The organism is Nodosilinea sp. LEGE 07088, from assembly GCF_015207395.1.
Classification (GTDB): domain Bacteria; phylum Cyanobacteriota; class Cyanobacteriia; order Phormidesmidales; family Phormidesmidaceae; genus Nodosilinea.
This window is the reverse complement of the sequence record NZ_JADEWX010000003.1, coordinates 87707-105120: the sequence shown is the minus strand read 5'-3', so window position 1 is coordinate 105120 and position 17414 is coordinate 87707. Positions and strand designations below refer to the sequence as shown.

13 protein-coding genes are annotated in these 17414 nt (G+C 57.4%); 10 read left to right on the top strand and 3 right to left on the bottom strand.

The annotated features are described in order from the left end of the window. Positions 1 to 191 precede the first annotated feature (191 nt). A complete protein-coding gene (locus tag IQ254_RS01900; protein WP_193963757.1) occupies positions 192 to 1220 on the bottom strand; it encodes an aspartate-semialdehyde dehydrogenase in 1029 nt (342 codons plus the stop codon). A 383-nt stretch (positions 1221 to 1603) separates the two neighbouring features. Here IQ254_RS01900 and tig point away from each other — a divergent pair, with 383 nt between their 5' ends. From tig to IQ254_RS01870, 6 genes are all read left to right on the top strand, one after another. Continuing rightward, positions 1604 to 3139 carry a trigger factor gene (gene tig / locus IQ254_RS01895; protein ID WP_193963755.1) on the top strand — a complete coding sequence of 512 codons (1536 nt, stop codon included), beginning with the start codon at positions 1604 to 1606 and terminating at the stop codon, positions 3137 to 3139. Positions 3140 to 3369: 230 nt separating this feature from the next. Next, positions 3370 to 4047, top strand: a complete 678-nt coding sequence (gene clpP / locus IQ254_RS01890) for an ATP-dependent Clp endopeptidase proteolytic subunit ClpP (protein ID WP_255526931.1) — start codon at positions 3370 to 3372, stop codon at positions 4045 to 4047. A 9-nt stretch (positions 4048 to 4056) separates the two neighbouring features. After that, on the top strand, positions 4057 to 5397 hold the full coding sequence (gene clpX / locus IQ254_RS01885) for an ATP-dependent protease ATP-binding subunit ClpX (protein ID WP_193963753.1): 1341 nt from the start codon (positions 4057 to 4059) through the stop codon (positions 5395 to 5397). Positions 5398 to 5399: 2 nt separating this feature from the next. Continuing rightward, positions 5400 to 6254, top strand: a complete 855-nt coding sequence (locus IQ254_RS01880; protein WP_193963751.1) for an alpha/beta fold hydrolase — start codon at positions 5400 to 5402, stop codon at positions 6252 to 6254. Positions 6255 to 6301: 47 nt separating this feature from the next. Continuing rightward, positions 6302 to 7603 (top strand): adenosylmethionine--8-amino-7-oxononanoate transaminase, encoded by a 1302-nt coding sequence (gene bioA / locus IQ254_RS01875; protein WP_193963750.1) that lies wholly within the window; start codon positions 6302 to 6304, stop codon positions 7601 to 7603. A gap of 38 nt (positions 7604 to 7641) precedes the next feature. After that, a complete protein-coding gene (locus tag IQ254_RS01870; RefSeq protein WP_193963748.1) occupies positions 7642 to 8541 on the top strand; it encodes a transglutaminase family protein in 900 nt (299 codons plus the stop codon). A 66-nt stretch (positions 8542 to 8607) separates the two neighbouring features. Here IQ254_RS01870 and IQ254_RS01865 read toward each other — a convergent pair whose 3' ends face one another. Further along, on the bottom strand, positions 8608 to 9921 hold the full coding sequence (locus IQ254_RS01865) for a pentapeptide repeat-containing protein (protein WP_193963745.1): 1314 nt from the start codon (positions 9919 to 9921) through the stop codon (positions 8608 to 8610). A gap of 248 nt (positions 9922 to 10169) precedes the next feature. Between IQ254_RS01865 and IQ254_RS01860 the strand changes: the two genes are divergently transcribed. Next, positions 10170 to 11648, top strand: coding sequence for a site-2 protease family protein (locus IQ254_RS01860; RefSeq protein ID WP_193963736.1), 1479 nt, complete (start codon positions 10170 to 10172; stop codon positions 11646 to 11648). A 52-nt stretch (positions 11649 to 11700) separates the two neighbouring features. Here IQ254_RS01860 and IQ254_RS01855 read toward each other — a convergent pair whose 3' ends face one another. After that, positions 11701 to 12630, bottom strand: coding sequence for an isopenicillin N synthase family oxygenase (locus tag IQ254_RS01855; RefSeq protein ID WP_193963734.1), 930 nt, complete (start codon positions 12628 to 12630; stop codon positions 11701 to 11703). 181 nt (positions 12631 to 12811) lie between these two features. Here IQ254_RS01855 and IQ254_RS01850 point away from each other — a divergent pair, with 181 nt between their 5' ends. From IQ254_RS01850 to IQ254_RS01840, 3 genes are all read left to right on the top strand, one after another. Next, positions 12812 to 13579, top strand: coding sequence for a peptidylprolyl isomerase (locus IQ254_RS01850; protein ID WP_193963732.1), 768 nt, complete (start codon positions 12812 to 12814; stop codon positions 13577 to 13579). 214 nt (positions 13580 to 13793) lie between these two features. Beyond that, entirely contained in the window at positions 13794 to 14933 is a 1140-nt protein-coding gene (locus IQ254_RS01845; protein ID WP_193963730.1) for a polysaccharide biosynthesis/export family protein, read from the top strand. 128 nt (positions 14934 to 15061) lie between these two features. Beyond that, the gene (locus tag IQ254_RS01840) at positions 15062 to 17359 is read left to right on the top strand and encodes a polysaccharide biosynthesis tyrosine autokinase (RefSeq protein ID WP_193963728.1); all 2298 of its coding nucleotides are present in this window, start codon (positions 15062 to 15064) and stop codon (positions 17357 to 17359) included. The last annotated feature ends 55 nt before the right edge of the window (positions 17360 to 17414 follow it).

Below are 17414 nucleotides of genomic sequence, written 5' to 3'. Positions count from 1 at the left end.
CGAATGCCTTAAGTCCTACAAAACTAAATGACTCTGCGATTATACCAAGTTCGCCCCTAGCAGGCAGATCCCCCAGAAGATTATCGAGGCATATACCGCCCAACCTAACCCCTACCACGGGGGGAAGACTATAGCGCAGTAATATAAGGTACCCTGCCTGTCTTCGGCTGCTTCATCCTCGACCAGTCCTTTTAAAGCCCTACCCCGACAGCCTGGGGCACCAGCAGCAGCTCCGCAATTTGAACCGCGTTGAGAGCAGCCCCCTTGCGGATCTGGTCACCACTCAGCCATAGTTCGAGCCCATTGGGGTGAGAAATATCCTGGCGAATGCGCCCTACCAGCACATCATCTTGGCCGCTGGCCTCCAAAGGCATCGGAAAATAGTTACGCCCCCAATCTTCAACCAGTTTAACCCCCGGGGCCCGGGCCAGTAATGCCTTGGCCACCGATGGGGAAAAGGGTGTAGCAAACTCAATATTAACCGCTTCAGAGTGAGCCCGCAGTACGGGAACCCTCACACAGGTAGCTGAAACTTTCAGATCCGGCGCAGCAAAAATTTTGCGGGTTTCATTGACCATCTTCATCTCTTCCTGGCAGTAGCCCTGCTCGTTGAGCGGAGAATTGTGGGGGAATAGGTTGAAGGCTAGGGGATAGGGAAACAACTCTGCCACGGGGTCTTCTCCGGCCAGGATGGCGCGAGCCTGCTGCTTGACCTCTTCCATCGCCCGGGCCCCAGCCCCGCTAGCCGATTGATAAGTAGCCACCACCAGTCGCTGGATCGGCTGCACCTGGTGTAGGGGCCATAGCGCTAAGGCCATGAGAATGGTGGTGCAGTTGGGGTTGGCAATAATGCCCTGGTGGTGTTGAGCCGCTTCGGGATTGACCTCAGGCACAACCAGCGGCACAGTGGGCTCCATGCGGTAAGCGCTGGAGTTATCGATACAGACAGCCCCCGCCGCCACGGCCTTGGGCAACCACTTCAACGAAACCGAACCACCGGCCGACGCCAGCACCAGATCAATATTGTTGAAGGAGTCAGGGCCGATGGCCTGAACGGGGATCTGTTCGCCCTTAAAGGTTAAGGTAGTGCCTGCGGATCGAGGCGAGGCCAACAAAGTTAGGTCTTTGAGGGGAAACGCTCGCTGATCTAACAGCGCCAAAATCTCTGCCCCTACGGCCCCAGTCGCCCCCATGACCGCAACTCTCAACCCATTCGGCACGGCACTACCTCAACCTACGTACAGTCTTTAACAGCATTAACCGATACTAACATTTCACCTCAGGCACTCCTGACGGAATAATAAAGAACCCGCTGGGCGGGCCTTGCTGATCGCGTTACGCCCCAAAAACAAGGTCTACAGCCTCAGGATTATGGACTAAAACCAAGGAATGGCCACCAAGCCGTAACGCCAAGCCGTAGCGATAGAGTATGCTTATTAATTGCGCCAAAAGTTCTCTAGGGAAGGGTTCGTTAGGAAGGGTTTGGGAATGGCCGGCAACCAGCCTGTAGTGTTGCTCTGCTGCTTTTCTGCATACCCCCTAGAACTGTCTCTGCTTGGTTTGGAGTATGCGCAGCCGCCGTCTAGTTTTAGCAAAAGGCCCCATGAAAGTTACCCAGGAAGTACTGCCCGACAGCCAGGTAGGGCTGGAAATTGAAGTTCCCGCCGATCTGTCTCAAAAAACTTACGACCAAGTGTTGACTAAGTTGATGCGGACGGCAAACATACCGGGGTTTCGCAAGGGCAAGGTGCCTCGGCAAGTTTTTTTGCAGCGCGTTGGCGTGTCTCAATTTAAGGCAACAGTCCTTGAGGAGCTGGTACAGAATGCCGTAGACAAGGCAATCAAACAGGAAGAGATTGATGCCATCGGCAACTATCAGCTGAAGAGTTCCTTTGAGGATCTGGTCAGCCAGTACGAGCCCGGTCAGCCGATTACCATCCAAGCGTCGGTTGACGTGCCCCCTCGGGTCACCCTCAAAACTTACACGGGTTTCTCAGTTCAGGCTGAAGAAATCTTGCCCGACCCCAACCGGGTCGAAAGTACCCTGGGACAGTATCAAAACAACATGGCCACCCTGGTACCGATTGAGGATCGCCCAGCCCAAGCTGGTGACGTAGCCGTGATCGATTTCGTCGGCAAGGTGCAGTCTGAAAGCGGCGAGTTTGAAGAATTTCAGGGTGGTTCAGGTACTGACTTTCAGGTGGAGCTGGAGGAAGGTCGGTTTATCCCCGGCTTTGTGGAAGGCATTATCGGTATGGCACTGGATGAGGCGAAAGATGTTGAGGTTCCCTTCCCAGACGACTATACTCAGGCCGAACTAGCTGGTAAGCCAGCGGTTTTCTCTATCACCCTGAAAGAGATTAAGGAAAAGGAACTGCCTGATCTAGACGACGAGTTTGCCCAGGAAATCAGTGAGTTTGAGACCATTGCTGAACTGCAAGCATCTCTTAAAGAGCGGTTTGACGCAGAGGCCGCCGAGAAGACAAAAGCCAATAAAGATGCAGCGCTGATCGAAGCGCTTGTAGAGCATTTGGAGGCTGAAATTCCCAACACGCTGGTGCAAAAAGAGGTGGACTTTTTACTCACCCAAACCATTATGCAGCTCAGCCGCCAGGGCATTGATGTCAACAAAATGCTGACCCGTGAGCTGATTGATGGCATGCGCCAGCGCACTCGTCCGGAAGCGATCGATCGCCTGCGTCGTACCCTAGCCCTGGGCGAAGTGGCTAAGCAGGAGGGTATCAAAATTGAAGCATCAGTGCTGGAGGAAAAAATTAAAGAGGCGATGGCTGAGGTCGAAGATCCCAGCCAAGTTGACCCCGATCGCCTGCGCCAGGTGCTGACCGAAGAGCTGCTACAGGAGAAAATATTGGCCTGGCTTGAGGAGGCCAATACTATCGAGTTGGTGCCCGAAGGGACTTTGCAAGCAGATGAAGCAGAGGCCGCATTAGACCCAGCTGCGGCCGTGGACGCAGCGGCCGCTGCGGTCGAGACCTCTGCCGGGGCTGACACCGTTGAAGTTGAGGCAACCGAAGTTGAGGCAACCGAGGTTGAGGAAGCTGAGGTTGAGGCAGCCGAGGCCCCTGCTCCAACCCCAAAATCGAAGGCTAAAGGCAATCCGTCTGCTGAAGATAGTTAACTCTCCCATGGCTCAGTTTTATCGGCATAGCTGCGCACCATTGATGGGCTTACCCCGTGAACCTAAAGTTTTGGGGCATAATATCGAGTAGGTTAGCGATCGGTTCACGAGCAGGCTGATACGACCTCCCCGCGCATCCGATCGTGGTTAACTGGCCTGGATAATATGACGCCCTGCAATTTGCTGATAAAACCATCTCTTCAACCCTTGAAATCTCGCACAAACCTACTATGATTGCATCGAACCCCTTGAATAGTCCTATTTTGAGCTTGAGTGACGCTAGCCAGGTTCGCAGCATGTTGCCTGTTGTGGTTGAGCAGTCAGGCCGCGGGGAGCGTGCCTTTGACATCTATTCGCGCCTGCTACGGGAGCGGATTGTGTTTTTGGGCACGCCGGTGATGGATGATGTAGCCGATTCAATTGTGGCCCAGCTGCTCTACCTAGATGCCGAGGAACCTGAAAAAGACGTGCAGCTGTACATCAACTCTCCTGGTGGCTCGGTTACGGCTGGCATGGCTATCTATGACACCATGCAGCAAATTCGCCCCGACGTGGTGACCATCTGCTTTGGCCTGGCCGCTAGCATGGGGGCGTTTTTGCTCTGTGCCGGTGCTAAGGGTAAGCGCCTATCGCTGCCGAGTTCTCGCATCATGATTCACCAGCCTCTGGGGGGTGCCCAGGGACAAGCCGTGGACATCGAAATTCAGGCACGTGAAATTCTTTACCACAAGAGCCGTCTCAATGAGCTAATTGCCCACCATACCGGGCAACCCATGGAGCGGATTGAGGCTGATACCGAGCGTGATTTTTATATGTCAGCGGCAGAAGCCAAGAATTACGGCATCATTGACGACGTTGTAGAGCAGCAATCGCTCGCTGCTGTTGCCACGATGACTGGACTAAACTAGGGTCATTTTATGTCTAAGTACGACTCCCATTTGAAGTGCTCGTTTTGCGGCAAATCTCAAGAGCAGGTGCGCAAGCTAATTGCGGGGCCGGGGGTCTACATCTGTGACGAGTGCGTTGACCTATGCAATGAGATTTTAGACGAAGAGCTGTTTGACTCGGGTACCGCGATCGCACAGCCGGTACCGCGTCGGGAAACACCTCCGGGCGATCGACCGAGAACGGCTCCAGCCATTGCCCTCAACCAGATTCCCAAGCCGCGAGAAATCAAAACCTATCTAGATGAGCATGTGATTGGCCAAAATGAGGCCAAGAAGGTGCTGTCGGTGGCTGTCTATAACCACTACAAGCGCCTGAGCTATCTCCAGGGCGATGAAGGCGAGGCCCCGGAGGATGTCATTGAGCTGCAAAAGTCCAACATTCTGCTGATCGGCCCCACGGGCTGCGGTAAGACCTTGCTGGCCCAGACCCTGGCTCGCATTCTAGATGTGCCCTTTGCAGTGGCCGATGCCACCACCCTGACTGAGGCCGGCTACGTCGGCGAGGATGTCGAAAATATTCTGCTGCGGCTGCTGCAGGTGGCCGACCTAGATGTGGAAGAGGCCCAGCGCGGCATTATCTATATCGATGAAATCGACAAGATTGCCCGCAAGAGCGAAAATCCTTCGATTACTCGCGATGTCTCGGGGGAGGGCGTTCAGCAGGCGTTGCTGAAGATGCTGGAAGGTACGGTGGCCAATGTGCCTCCCCAGGGTGGTCGCAAGCACCCCTACCAGGACTGTATTCAGATCGATACCAGCAATATCTTGTTTATCTGCGGCGGCGCTTTTGTTGGGCTGGAAAAAATTGTTGAGCAGCGGATTGGCAAAAAGTCGATTGGCTTTGTGCAGCCGGGCGAAGGTCAGTTCTCGCGCGAAAAGCGCACCGCCGATGTGCTGCGCCATTTAGAACCCGACGACCTGGTCAAGTTTGGGCTGATTCCTGAGTTTATTGGTCGGATTCCGGCGACGTCAGTGCTAGAGCCCCTAGATGAGGAATCGCTGATGGCGATTCTGACTGAGCCTAAAAATGCCCTGGTGAAACAGTTCCAGAAGCTGATGCGGATGGACAATGTGCAGCTGGAGTTTAAGTCGGATGCCCTCCGGGCGATCGCTCGGGAAGCCTACCGCCGCAAGACTGGGGCCAGGGCTCTACGGGGCATCATTGAGGAGCTCATGCTCGACATTATGTATGAGCTGCCCTCGCGCAAAGATCTCAAGCGTTGTGCGATTACCCGAGAGATGGTTGAGCAGCGCTCAACCGCAGATCTGCTGGTACACCCGTCGTCTATGCCTAAGCCTGAGTCTGCTTAGCCATGGCCTATCTCGAAATTAACCAAGTCAACCACTATTATGAGTGGATCGGTACCGAGACGCCGCGTGATTCAGCTGCGACTAGGCCGGTGATGGTATTTATCCACGGCTGGGCCGGATCGGCCCGCTACTGGCAGAGCACGGCGATGGCGCTGAGCGATCGCTACGACTGCCTACTGTATGACATGCGCGGCTTTGGGCGATCGACCATTGCTCCAGAACAGCAGGATGAGATGGCGGCGCGGGGCTATGAGCTCGACACCTATGCCGATGACCTGGCGGCGCTGCTGGATGCGCTGAATTTGCCGCAGGTGTCTATCAATGCTCACTCGATGGGGGCGTCGGTGGCAGTGTACTTTTTGAACCAGTATAGGGAACGGTGCGATCGCGCCATTCTCACCTGTAACGGCATTTTTGAATACGACAAAGCCGCCTTTGAAACCTTCTACAGGTTTGGTGGCTACGTGGTGAAGTTGCGGCCTAAGTGGCTGGGGCAAATTCCACTGGCACCGCGCTTTTTTATGGCCCGCTTTCTCAAGCGGCCTATACCTGCCGCTGAGAAGGCGGCGTTCCTGGAAGATTTCTTGAATGCCGACTACGCCACAGCCCTGGGCACCATTTTTACCTCGGTGAGCAAACAGGCCACAGAGGTGATGCCGGTCGAATTCGCCAAGATTGCGGTGCCCACCCTGCTAGTGTCGGGGGAATTTGACCAGATTACTCCGGCTGAGTTGGGGCGTGCAGCCGCCGACTTGAACCCTAAAATTGAATATGCCTTAGTGAAAAATACGGGGCACTTTCCCATGCTCGAAGACCCCGATACCTATCTGGGCTACGTGAACAAATTTCTGGGCTAGATTCTCCCCAGAGCAGTGCATCGCTGCGCGGATGCACCCTAGTAATTATGGATATGTTGCCGACAGATCAATTGCTGGCGCTAGATCGCCGCCATGTGTGGCATCCCTACGCCCCGATGCCCAATACTGGGCCAGTATTTGCCGTGCGATCGGCCCAGGGCGTTCACCTGGAGTTAGAAACAGGGGAGCGGTTGGTCGATGGCATGTCGTCGTGGTGGACCTGCATTCATGGCTACAACCACCCCCGGCTCAACCAGGCGGCCCAGGCCCAGATGGGGCGCATGAGCCACGTTATGTTCGGCGGGCTAACCCACCAGCCTGCGGTGCAGCTGGCCCAAAAGCTAGTGCAGCTGACGCCCGAGCCGCTACAGCAAGTGTTTTTTTGCGATTCGGGGTCGGTGGCGGTGGAAGTGGCTATGAAGCTGGCAATTCAGCACTGGCACAACCGGGGTGAGCCGCAGAAACAGCACTTTCTCACCATTCGCCACGGCTACCACGGCGACACCTTTGCGGCCATGGCAGTGTGCGACCCGGTCAACGGGATGCACCACCTGTTTCGCCACAGTCTGGTCGAGCAGTACTTTGCCGATGCGCCGCAAATTCCCTTTGGGGGAGTGTGGCAGGAGCGCGATATCGCCAGCTTCGCGGCCATCTTAGAGCGCCACCAGGGTGAGATTGCCGCCGCCATTTTTGAGCCTGTGGTACAGGGAGCCGGGGGCATGCGCTGCTATAGCCCCGAGTATGTACGGCGGGCGCGGCAGCTTTGCGACCAGTACGGGGTGCTGTTAATCCTAGATGAAATTGCCACGGGCTTTGGTCGCACCGGCAAACTCTTCGCCTGCGAATACGCCGATATCGGCCCCGATATTCTCTGCCTGGGCAAGGCGCTCACTGGCGGTTTTATGTCGCTGGCAGCCACTTTAACCACTTGCCACATCAGCGAAACTTTTGCCCAAGGGGAAGCCGGTGTCTTCATGCATGGGCCAACCTTTATGGGAAACCCGCTGGCCTGCGCTGTGGCCCTGGAGAATTTAAATATCTTGGCCAGCTACGACTGGGCCGCCAAAATATCGGCCATTGAAGCCCAGCTGAAGCAAGAACTGGCCCCCTGTCGCGAGCTGCCAGCGGTAAAGGAGGTGCGGGTGTTGGGGGCGATCGGGGTGATTGAACTCCACGAGCCGGTGGATATGGCGGTGGTGCAGCCTCAGTTTGTAGCCAAAGGCGTATGGTTGCGCCCCTTTGGCCGGTTGATTTACACCATGCCCCCCTACATTATTGAGCCCGACCAGCTCCGACAGATCACTGGGGCCATATACTCGGTCGTCGCTGGGTTGAGCCCACCCCCGTAGCCATTAGCAGCACAGTCTTTCATCTTGGAACTGCCGCCATGTCCGTCATTTATGAAGTTGAGCATGTCACCCGCTATCGCTACATCAAACCGGTGACCTTTGGCCCCCACCGGGCAATTTTTTTGCCCCGGGGTAACTACAGCGGTCGGCTGCTGGGCTATGCCATTGATGTCAATGTGCCAGCGGAGGTGCACTGGATCAGCGACACCCTGTCGAATAATGTGGCGGTGATTGATGTGGCTGAACCCTCCCAGGAGCTGACGATCACCTGCCGATTTCGGGGCGAACACTTTGGCACTAAAGGAATTGATAATTTTCCCTTGGACCCCAGGGCTGAGGAGGTACCGGTGCAGTATACGCCCGACGAATGGACCGACCTGGCGGTTTACCTGCGCCCCCACGCCGAAGACCCCGATGGCTCGGTGGCGGCCTGGGCCAAGGGCTTTGTCGCCAGGGACATGGATGTGACCAGCGACGTGCTCGATCGCATTATGAATACCATTCGCGACACATTCACCTACCGAGGGCGGGAGGAGGAAGGCACCCAAGCACCGGGGGAAACCCTGCGACAGCGGTCGGGCACCTGCCGCGACTACGCCTGGCTGATGATCGAAACCCTGCGGCGGCTGGGGTTTGCCTGCCGGTTTGTGTCGGGCTATCTCTACGACTCGGCCCTGGATGGGGGCGATGTGGGCATGACCGGCTCCGGGGCGACCCATGCCTGGTTACAGGTGTATCTGCCCGGGGCTGGCTGGCTGGTCTATGACCCCACCAACCGCCTGACCGAGGGGTTTGACTTGATTGCGGTGGCGATCGCGCGTCACCCCGGCCAGGCTCTCCCCCTGTCGGGCTCATGGTTTGGCGACCCGGGCGACTACCTGGGCATGGAGGTATCGGTGGCCGTGCGTAAGCTGGGCAGCATTCCAGAGTTTAGTTAAATCCCAGACATAGGCTGACCCTAGGTAGAACAAGCAGTAACCTTAACCTCAACCCCTGGGCAAGCCCTAGCGCCCCAGCAGATTGGGAATATCAGCACAGCCCCCCGGAACCGTGGCCCGGGTGGCCTCGCCCCCCCAGGCGCAGATGTAGCGACGCTGGTCTGCGGAAAGTCGATACACACCGCTAAAGTTAGCCCCTTCTACCACCGCGCCAGTATTGGCCCCGGTGGTGTAATCGGGTATGCCCGTGCGGGTGCGGGGGGTGGCGGTTTCGACATCGCCGTAGAATAGACGCGCCTCCAGCAGATCGGCCCCGGCCAGGTTGGCCTGATATAGAATGGCCCGAGCAAAGTTGGTTCTTACCAGGTCGCCCCGGCGCAGGTCGGCTCGAATCAGATTTGCTTCGCTCAGATCAGCCCAGCGCAGGTCGGTGCCGGCCAGGTTGGCGGCGGCTAGCATGGCCCCCAGATCAATCACGCGGGTACCGTTGATCCGGTCTTCTTCATAGCCGCCACGACCGTCTAAAATAGCTCGGCCCAGGCGGTTGTCACGGCGCAGCGGGGTCAGCAGCTTAGAGCGGGAGAGAAAGCGCACTACCTTGGCCTTGCCCCCGGGGTCAGCGCTGCCGAGAATAGCAGCGGTGCGGGCTTCGGCAATAATGCGCTCCTGGGGCCAGTCTTCGAGCAACCCTTCGTCGTCGAGCACCAGTTCTGAAATGCCCTGGAAGTAGGCATCAATGGTTTGCTGTTGGGTAATCAGGTTTTGCTGACGGGTCAGATCGCGTGAGATGACATACTGCCGCCAGGCCACAAACAGGGCCAAAAAGGCGATAAAAATTTGCCCAATTGCCCCGATAAAGTCGCCCAGGGCACCGAGAATATCCCACCGTAGCCCCAGGCCCCAAGTCACGATCGCCCGATTGATGCCGGTGATATTCATCAGCCCTAGGATACCGACCAGTACTCCCGGAATGGCAATTAGCAGTGACTGTTGCCGGGGCGACAGCTCGCCTAGCACCTCCTGCAAGGCAGGCCATATCAGCCGGATGGAGACCACTGTTGCCACCATCGACCCAGCCAGAGTCAGCCAAAAGCTACCGGTGGCTAATCCCAGACCAATCACGGCCACCGCAATGACCGTAATGACGGTAGCGGAAGTAACCGCAGGATCGACCAGTACCGCTGGACTATGGCCAGGATTAGAGGGGTCAAAATCGAGGCGCTGGGCAGGAGCAGTCAGCGGGGGCGAAAGTTTAGTATCCCCTTGCAGTTCAGCAGGTAAAGGGCTAGGAGCGGGCCTGTCGGAGGTCGAGCCAGCCCCATTTTCTGGAACCGAAGTTGGCGGTTGAGCTGAAGCGGAGTCGGGGGGCAGAGATGTCATAGCGCGCAACGGCAGGCAAGAAAGAGGATGCCCCCCTCGGACTGTGGTTACCCGGGGGAGTTGTCTGGCTTTATTTAAGCACCTTCACCCCAGAACGACAGCCTTGAGTGACCTCCTCTGGCCAGCGCCGATGGCGGTGAACGGCTTTGACCTAGTCGGCCCTGGCCCATCGGCGGTAGACTGATGAGGATTTTATGCCTGCAAGGGCGTTTTTAGGGCGTTTTTAGGAGGGCGGGAGCAGCAGCACTATGGCCACTACCGGATTGATTTTGCTGGCGGCGATCGCAATTTTAGGCTGGGGCTATCGTCGTGCCCAGCCCTACGGCACCGTGGGCATTTTGGCCTGGCTGCAATCGGTGGTGCTGATGGGGCCTTGGCTGCTCTTTTTTGGGCTCTTTGCCCTGGGCATCTACATTAACCTGGCCGGGGTGCTGCTGCTACTGTTGGGGTCAACCGGCCTCTATATTTACTTGGGACGCCGGCTCCGGGCCCTGGGGCAAGATGCGCTGTCTACCCAGCGGCGCACGGTAGCCGTCGAGGCCATCGCTGAGGACACCGACAAGCTGGACATCCCCGACCAACCCACCGCCGCCCCGGTCGAGCCACCCGATTCGATGGCTATTCCTGGGGAAGATCTGGCTCAAATCGAAGGCATTTTCGGGCTTGACACCTACTTTCGCACCGAAACCATTCCCTACGACCAGGGGGCGATCTTTCGCGGCAATCTGCGCGGTGACCCCACCGAGACTCGGGCTAAGTTAGCCGAGTCACTGGCGGCCCGACTGGGCGATCGCTACCGCCTATTTTTAGTCGAAAACCTGGAGCAAAGACCCACAGTCGTGGTCATGCCAGCCAGCACCGACCCACCTAAAACCACCCCGGCCCAGTGGGCGCTGGCTGGGGCACTGGCGATCGCAACGATTTTCACCAGCCTAGAAGCGGGAGCCATCTTGCAGGGGTTTGACCTGCTGCAAGATGGCTCCCGCTGGCGCGCTGCGCTGCCCTTTCTGATCGCCCTGCTGGTTATTCTGGCGGGCCACGAAGGCGGCCACTGGCTAGCGGCCCGCCGTCACCGCGTGCGCCTCAGCCCGCCCTTTCTAATTCCCGCGTGGCAGATTGGGGCCTTTGGCAGCCTGACTCGGTTTGAGTCACTGCTGACTAACCGGAGCGTGTTGTTTGACATATCTTTGGCGGGGCCGGCGGTCGGCGGCATTATTTCTCTACTGATGCTAGTCGGGGGGCTGCTGCTGTCCCATCCCGGCAGCGCCTTTCAAATTCCCTCGGGCTTCTTTCAGGGTTCGGTGCTGATTGGCGCCCTGGCCAAGGTGGTGCTAGGCTCAGCCCTGCAAGAACCGCTGGTCGATATTGATCCCCTGACCATCATGGGCTGGCTGGGTCTAGTGGTCACCGCCCTCAATCTCATGCCTGCCGGACAGCTAGATGGGGGGCGGATGGTACAGGCTATCTACGGGCGCAAGACCCTCAATCGCACGACGATATTCACGCTAGTTGTCTTAGCCTTGGTGGCCTTGGCCAATCCCCTGGCCCTCTATTGGGCCGGGGTGATTGTGATTTTACAGCGCACCCCAGAACGCCCCTGTCTCAACGATATTTCAGAACCCAATGACGCCCGGGCTGCCCTGGGGCTGCTAGCGCTATTTTTGGCCCTGACGGTGCTGCTGCCCCTCACCCCCAGCCTGGCCGGACGCTTGGGTATCGGTGCCTAGTCGGCGAATCGACTAGCGCCAGCGCCAGACTGGTGAGGACCTTCTCCAGATATCAAGCCGCTGGCCCCACCTGAATTTCTCTCAGCCGCTGAGTCAGGTAATCGGCGGCGGTAATGGGTGGAAACTGGGGCTCGCCGCCAGTCCGTTGGATCAGGGTGGGTTCGGGGCTGAGGTCAACCTCGGGCCGGGGATGGACAAAGAACGGCATCGACAATCGCGCCTGGTTGATGTTGTGGGAGTTAACCACTCGGTGGGTGGTGCTCTTAAACAGTCCATTGGTGAGATTTTGCAGCATGTCGCCGGTATCCACCACAATCTGGCCAGGGTGGGTCTGAATGGGAACCCACTGCCCCTCGGCAAAGATTTCGAGGCCGGGGGCAGTCGCCTCACAGAGGAGGGTGATTAAATTGATGTCTTCGTGGGGAGCGGCCCGCAACCCCCCGGCGGGAACCGTGCTGACCGCAGGGTAATGGGCCAAGCGCAGCACGGTATTGCCGCCGGCGGCCATGTCAACAAGCCAGTCGCTGGGTTGCCCCAAATAGTCGGCGCAGGCCATCAGTAGTACATCAGCACAGGTCATCAGTTGTTGATACAGCCGGGTCATAACCGGACGAAAGGTCGGCACCTCCTGGGGCCAGGTCGCCATATTCTCGGTGAGGCTGTGGCGGTTGACGTGCCAAAATTCTTTTAGGTCGGGGACGGTATGCCCCTTGGCTTGCTCGCTACCAAAGCTAGAGAACCCGTCCTGGCTGCCCGCTGGGGCGGGGGCATACTGAGCCTTGGTGCGATTGGGCAGCTCAAAAAAATCTGCGGCCACCTGGTAGGCCCGACGGACTACCTCTGGCGAAATTGGGTGGGGTTCAAGGATAAAGAAACCGATGTCTTCGAGCGCTTGACCCAAAGCTGCGATCGCCCGCTGCCGAGCCCCTGTTGTGCTCAGCAGGTCGGAGTAAGACACCACGGGGATAGTAGGCCGAGGCATGGCGCTTTCCTTGGGGACGATAAAATAGAATTGGATGGATTGTAACAGCCCCGTCAACCGCTGACAGTGGTCAATCTATCTATCGGCGTCGCCACCCCATCAACAGCCCACAACCACCCGCCCATAATGCGATAAGGTTGGTCTAGCTAGCTCATTTGCCCTGCCCCAACGATTTTCTGCTGTGAGTGGTTCCTCTACTCAAGACTCTAGCCCGGTGTTGCATATTGCTGGCCAAGCCATCTCCTCAGCTGATGTAGTGTCATTGCTGCGGCGCTATGGCCTATGGCCTGCTCTGGTTAAAGAGATTGTCATTGATCGGGCGATCGCCTCGGTGACTCTGACTCCCGATCAGGCCCGGCAGGCCCTAGACCAATTTCTACAAGCCAACCAGGTGAGTACCCCTGAGCAGCGTCAACGCTTTCTAGACCAGCGCGGGCTGAGCGAGGCCGACCTAGCGGCGGTAGCGGAGCGAACCCAAAAACTTCAAATCTACAAAGCCGACACCTGGGGGCCTAAGGTTGAATCACACTTTCTCCAGCGCAAGGCCAGTCTCGACCGGGTGCTCTACTCGCTGATTCGCACCCAGGATGGAGGGCTAGCCCAGGAGCTATACTTTCGCATTCAAGACGACGGTCAACCCTTTGCCGATCTGGCCCGGCAGCATTCAGAAGGCCAAGAGGCTCAAACCGGCGGGCTGATTGGCCCAGTCGAGCTTTCGGTACCCCACCCTGCCCTGGGTCGCGTGCTTTCCATTAGCCAGCCGGGGCAGCTGTGGCCCCCTACTCGGGTGGGCGAATGGTTTGTGGTGGTGCGGCTGGAAAAATTTTTGCCCGCTCGCCTCGATGACCCCACTCGCCAACGCCTGACAGATGAATTATTCAACGCCTGGCTAGCCGAGCAAGTGCAGGCCGCGTTGGGAGAGCATGACCCGGTGGATGAATCAGCATAGGGTAAAAATTTTGGCGTTGCTGAATGGCGGCATGAATTTGGGTAGGGGCGAACGACCGTAAAGACCTACTGGAGGTCACGCACAATTATTTTTTGCCAAAAGTCAACGTTTGCGAACTACGGAGGGCAAATTTTAAGTCTTGCGGCATGATGGCGGTTGCGGAGCACAGATGAAATTTTGATGCGGTTGTCCGAACAGCCTGAGGAGGCCAGTAATGACCCGCTTGAAAATGATGTTCTGGAGCCTAGTGGCTCTAGGGGAAATTGCCGCTGCTGGCAATGTCGCCCAGGCCCAAACAATTCCGCTCTCGGAGGCCGTCGTCGGTGGAGAGGTCATCGATGGAGAGTCAGTACCTCAACCCAGGGTGCTGTCAGAGATATCCAATGCGCCCAGCTTTCCTGAGGCCTATGTGCTGGGGCCAGGCGATCGCATCCGCATCGACATTTTCAACATTCCTGAATTTAGCGGCCCTGAAAATGGTGTCCACGAGGTGTTGGTAGACGGTAGCCTGACGCTGCCCCTGGCGGGCACCGTGGTGGTAACGGGATTAACCCTGGCCGAGGCCCAGACGGCCCTGGCCGCCAGCTACGCTAAACTGCTCACCCGCCCGCCCCAGCTCACCGTCACCTTGCTCTCAGCCCGACCAGTGCGGGTCGTTGTGGCGGGCGAAGTCAACCGCCCCGGCACCTACACCATTGAGCTAGAGGCCGAAACTAGCGGAACCCAAGGGGTTGGTAATGCAGGTCGCCAGTGGCCGACTCTAACCCAGGTCATTCAGGCTGCTGGCGGCATTACCCAGCAAGCCAACGTCAAAGCCGTACAGGTGCGACGCCCCCAGCTAGCAGGAGATGCCATTCTCACCACCAGCCTCTGGGATCTGATCCGCACTGGCGACATTAGTCAGGACATCCGCCTGCGTGATGGGGATACGGTGGTGATTCCCAAGGCCTCAGGAATCACCCCTGAGGAGTCGGTAGCGATTTCGAGCGCAAACTTCTCGCCCGCAGAAATACCTGTGCAGGTGGTCGGTGAAGTGGCGACCCCTGGTGGGGTTACCCTACCGGCCAACGCGACGCTGAACCAAGCCATCTTGGCTGCCGGAGGGTTTGACGCTAGCCGTGCCCAACATTCTACGGTGCAGCTAGTCCGGCTTAACCCAGACGGCAGCGTAGACCAACGCACGGTAGAGGTCGATTTGTCTGCCGCCGCTAACGACAGCACTAACCCCATTCTGCGACCCAACGATGTGGTGATTGTCGATCGCAACAGTGCTGCCGCTGCTGGTGATACCCTCGGCCTGTTTTTGGGCCCCCTAACCCCGCTGACCACCCTGCTGCGGCTGTTTGGCCTCTAGGGGCGCGATCGCCCTTGGTGTGAGCATTGGCGCCCCAACTGCCGAAAATATTTTGCCCAATACACCAAATTTTCAAATCTGAGTTATAAGTTTGTCAACTCTTGGGAGCATTTCCCTAGATTTAGCCTATGCCTTTTCCTCAATCTTCTAAGCCCCACGAAACCAATGGCCATGGCAACGGCCATAACCACCCGGGTTTCGTGCCCATCGCCTCACCATCGCCCCTAGTGGATGACGGCGATGATTTTGATCTAGGTCAGATCTTGGCGGTACTAAAGCGCCGTGCCAAAGTATTTTTAAGCGTGGCGACGCTGTCGTTAGGTGGCCTGACCCTATGGCACCTGAGTCGCCCGCCGGTCTACAGCGGCAGCGTTAACCTGCTGGTGGAACCAGTGACGGCGGTCAACACCCCAGGGTTAGAAGCCGTCATTGGCCTACCTGGTAGCCAAAACACATCGTCATCGGGCCTAGACTACACCAGCCAAATTCGAGTGCTGCGTGGCCCAGCCGTGATCGATCCGATCCTAGCCGATATTCGCCAGCGCTACCCCGACATTGGCTATAACACTCTGCTGGAGCAATTGATCATCACTCAGGAAGGCGACTCCAAGGTGCTACGCATCCTCTATAGAGATGCTGATCCAGAGGTGGTCGATTTCGTATTGAACCAGGTGGTTGAAGGCTTTATCGATTACAGCGTGCAAGATCGCCAGGGAGAGCTGCGCCGGGGACTGACATTTTTAGACGAGCAGCTAGAAGAAAAATGGCAGGAAGTAGCTGCTATTGAAGAAAACCTGAGCGAGTTTCAGAAGCGCTACGACCTAGTTGATGTCAACGCTACCACCGAGAGTGTCACCCAGCGCCTCAACCAGATGCAGGCTGACCAGGAGCAGTTGCGGGTACAGCTGGCGGCCCTTAGCCCTCTTTACAGCAATTTGCGTCAGCAGGTAGGCTTTGACCCCAATACCGCCATTGGCGTGGCCAATTTAAGCGAATCTCCCACCTATCAGGCCTTGCTGGGGGATTTGCGCGAGCTTGAGCAGAACATAGCTGCCGAGTCGGCAAGATTTCAGGTCGATACACCGATTATTCAAGCGTTGGAAGATCAGCGCCAGCAGCTTTTGCCGCTGTTAGAGACCGAGGCTCAGCGATTGGTAGGGGCCACAGTTGAGGCCAATAACCTGGGCTACCAGGGAACCGTGAGCTTAGCGCTCATGCAGCAGCTGGTAGATACGGCCAACCAGATGCAGGTGCTACAAACCCAAGATCAAGCGATTGGCCAAGCGATCCAACAGCTGCAGTCAGAAATTCAGCGGGTAGCCGATCTGTCGCGCTCCTTTCAGCAGATTGACCGTGAACTGACGGTAGCCGAAGGCAGCCTTGACCAATTGTTGACCAGTCGCCAGGAGCTGCGGCTGCAGATGGCTCGGCAGACGGCTCCATGGGAGCTGATTTCACCGTTAGACGAGTCGAGCATCGCCGAAATCACCAACTTACCTCGCAAGCTATTGGTTAGCACGGTCGTGGGGCTGCTGCTAGGCGGGGTGGCGGCGCTGGTGCGCGATCGCGCCGACCAGGCCTTTCACAGCCCCGAAGAACTGGCCAAAGCCACTCATCTGCCGAATCTGGCTATGGTGCCCAATGCTCCCGCCTTGCAAAAACAGCCGCTGCTGATGGTGCCAAACCTAACGGCTACCATGGCCGATGTGCTGGCCCAAAATCAAAGCCCCAACAAGCTGTATACCTCCTTTAGCTTTGCAGAGGCGTTTTATTCCTTACAGGCTAACCTGCGCATGCTCAGCTCCGATACCCCGGTGCAGGTCGTGGTACTCACGTCATCGGTGCCGGGGGATGGCAAATCGACTGTTTGTGCCCACCTGGCTATTGCTGCGGCCAATATGGGTCGCCGGGTGTTGCTGATCGACGGCGATTTGCGTAAGCCGAGCCAACATCTCATTTTTGCCCAACCCAACAATCAGGGTTTGAGCGATCTGCTCACCCAGCCCATTGACGATCCGATCTCGCTGGTGCGAACCCTGCCAGGCAATCCCAATCTGCATCTGCTGCCATCGGGGTCACACCCGCCTTCTCCAGGACGGTTGCTGTCGTCTCGCAAAATGCAGCAGATTGTGGAGCAGTATCGGCGCAGCTTCGACCTAATTATTTTCGATACTCCGCCCCTGGCCGGCATGATCGACGCCAAGCTGACCGCTGCCCATGCCGACGGATTATTGCTGGTAGTCCGGCTCAACCAGTCAGAGCGTACCGAGATTCAGCGAGTGCTGGCTGATTTGGGCAATACGGCCCAGGCTCCACTGTTGGGCTTGGTCGTAAACGGGGTGCCCCAGGGTCGCCGGAGTGGATACAAGTACTACCAATATTATGATCGCCCTCAAGTCACCCCAGAGGTTGGGGGGCGTGACTAAAAATTCGCCCCATAGTGGCGGGTGTGAACCGACAGCATGGCAACGACAACGGGAT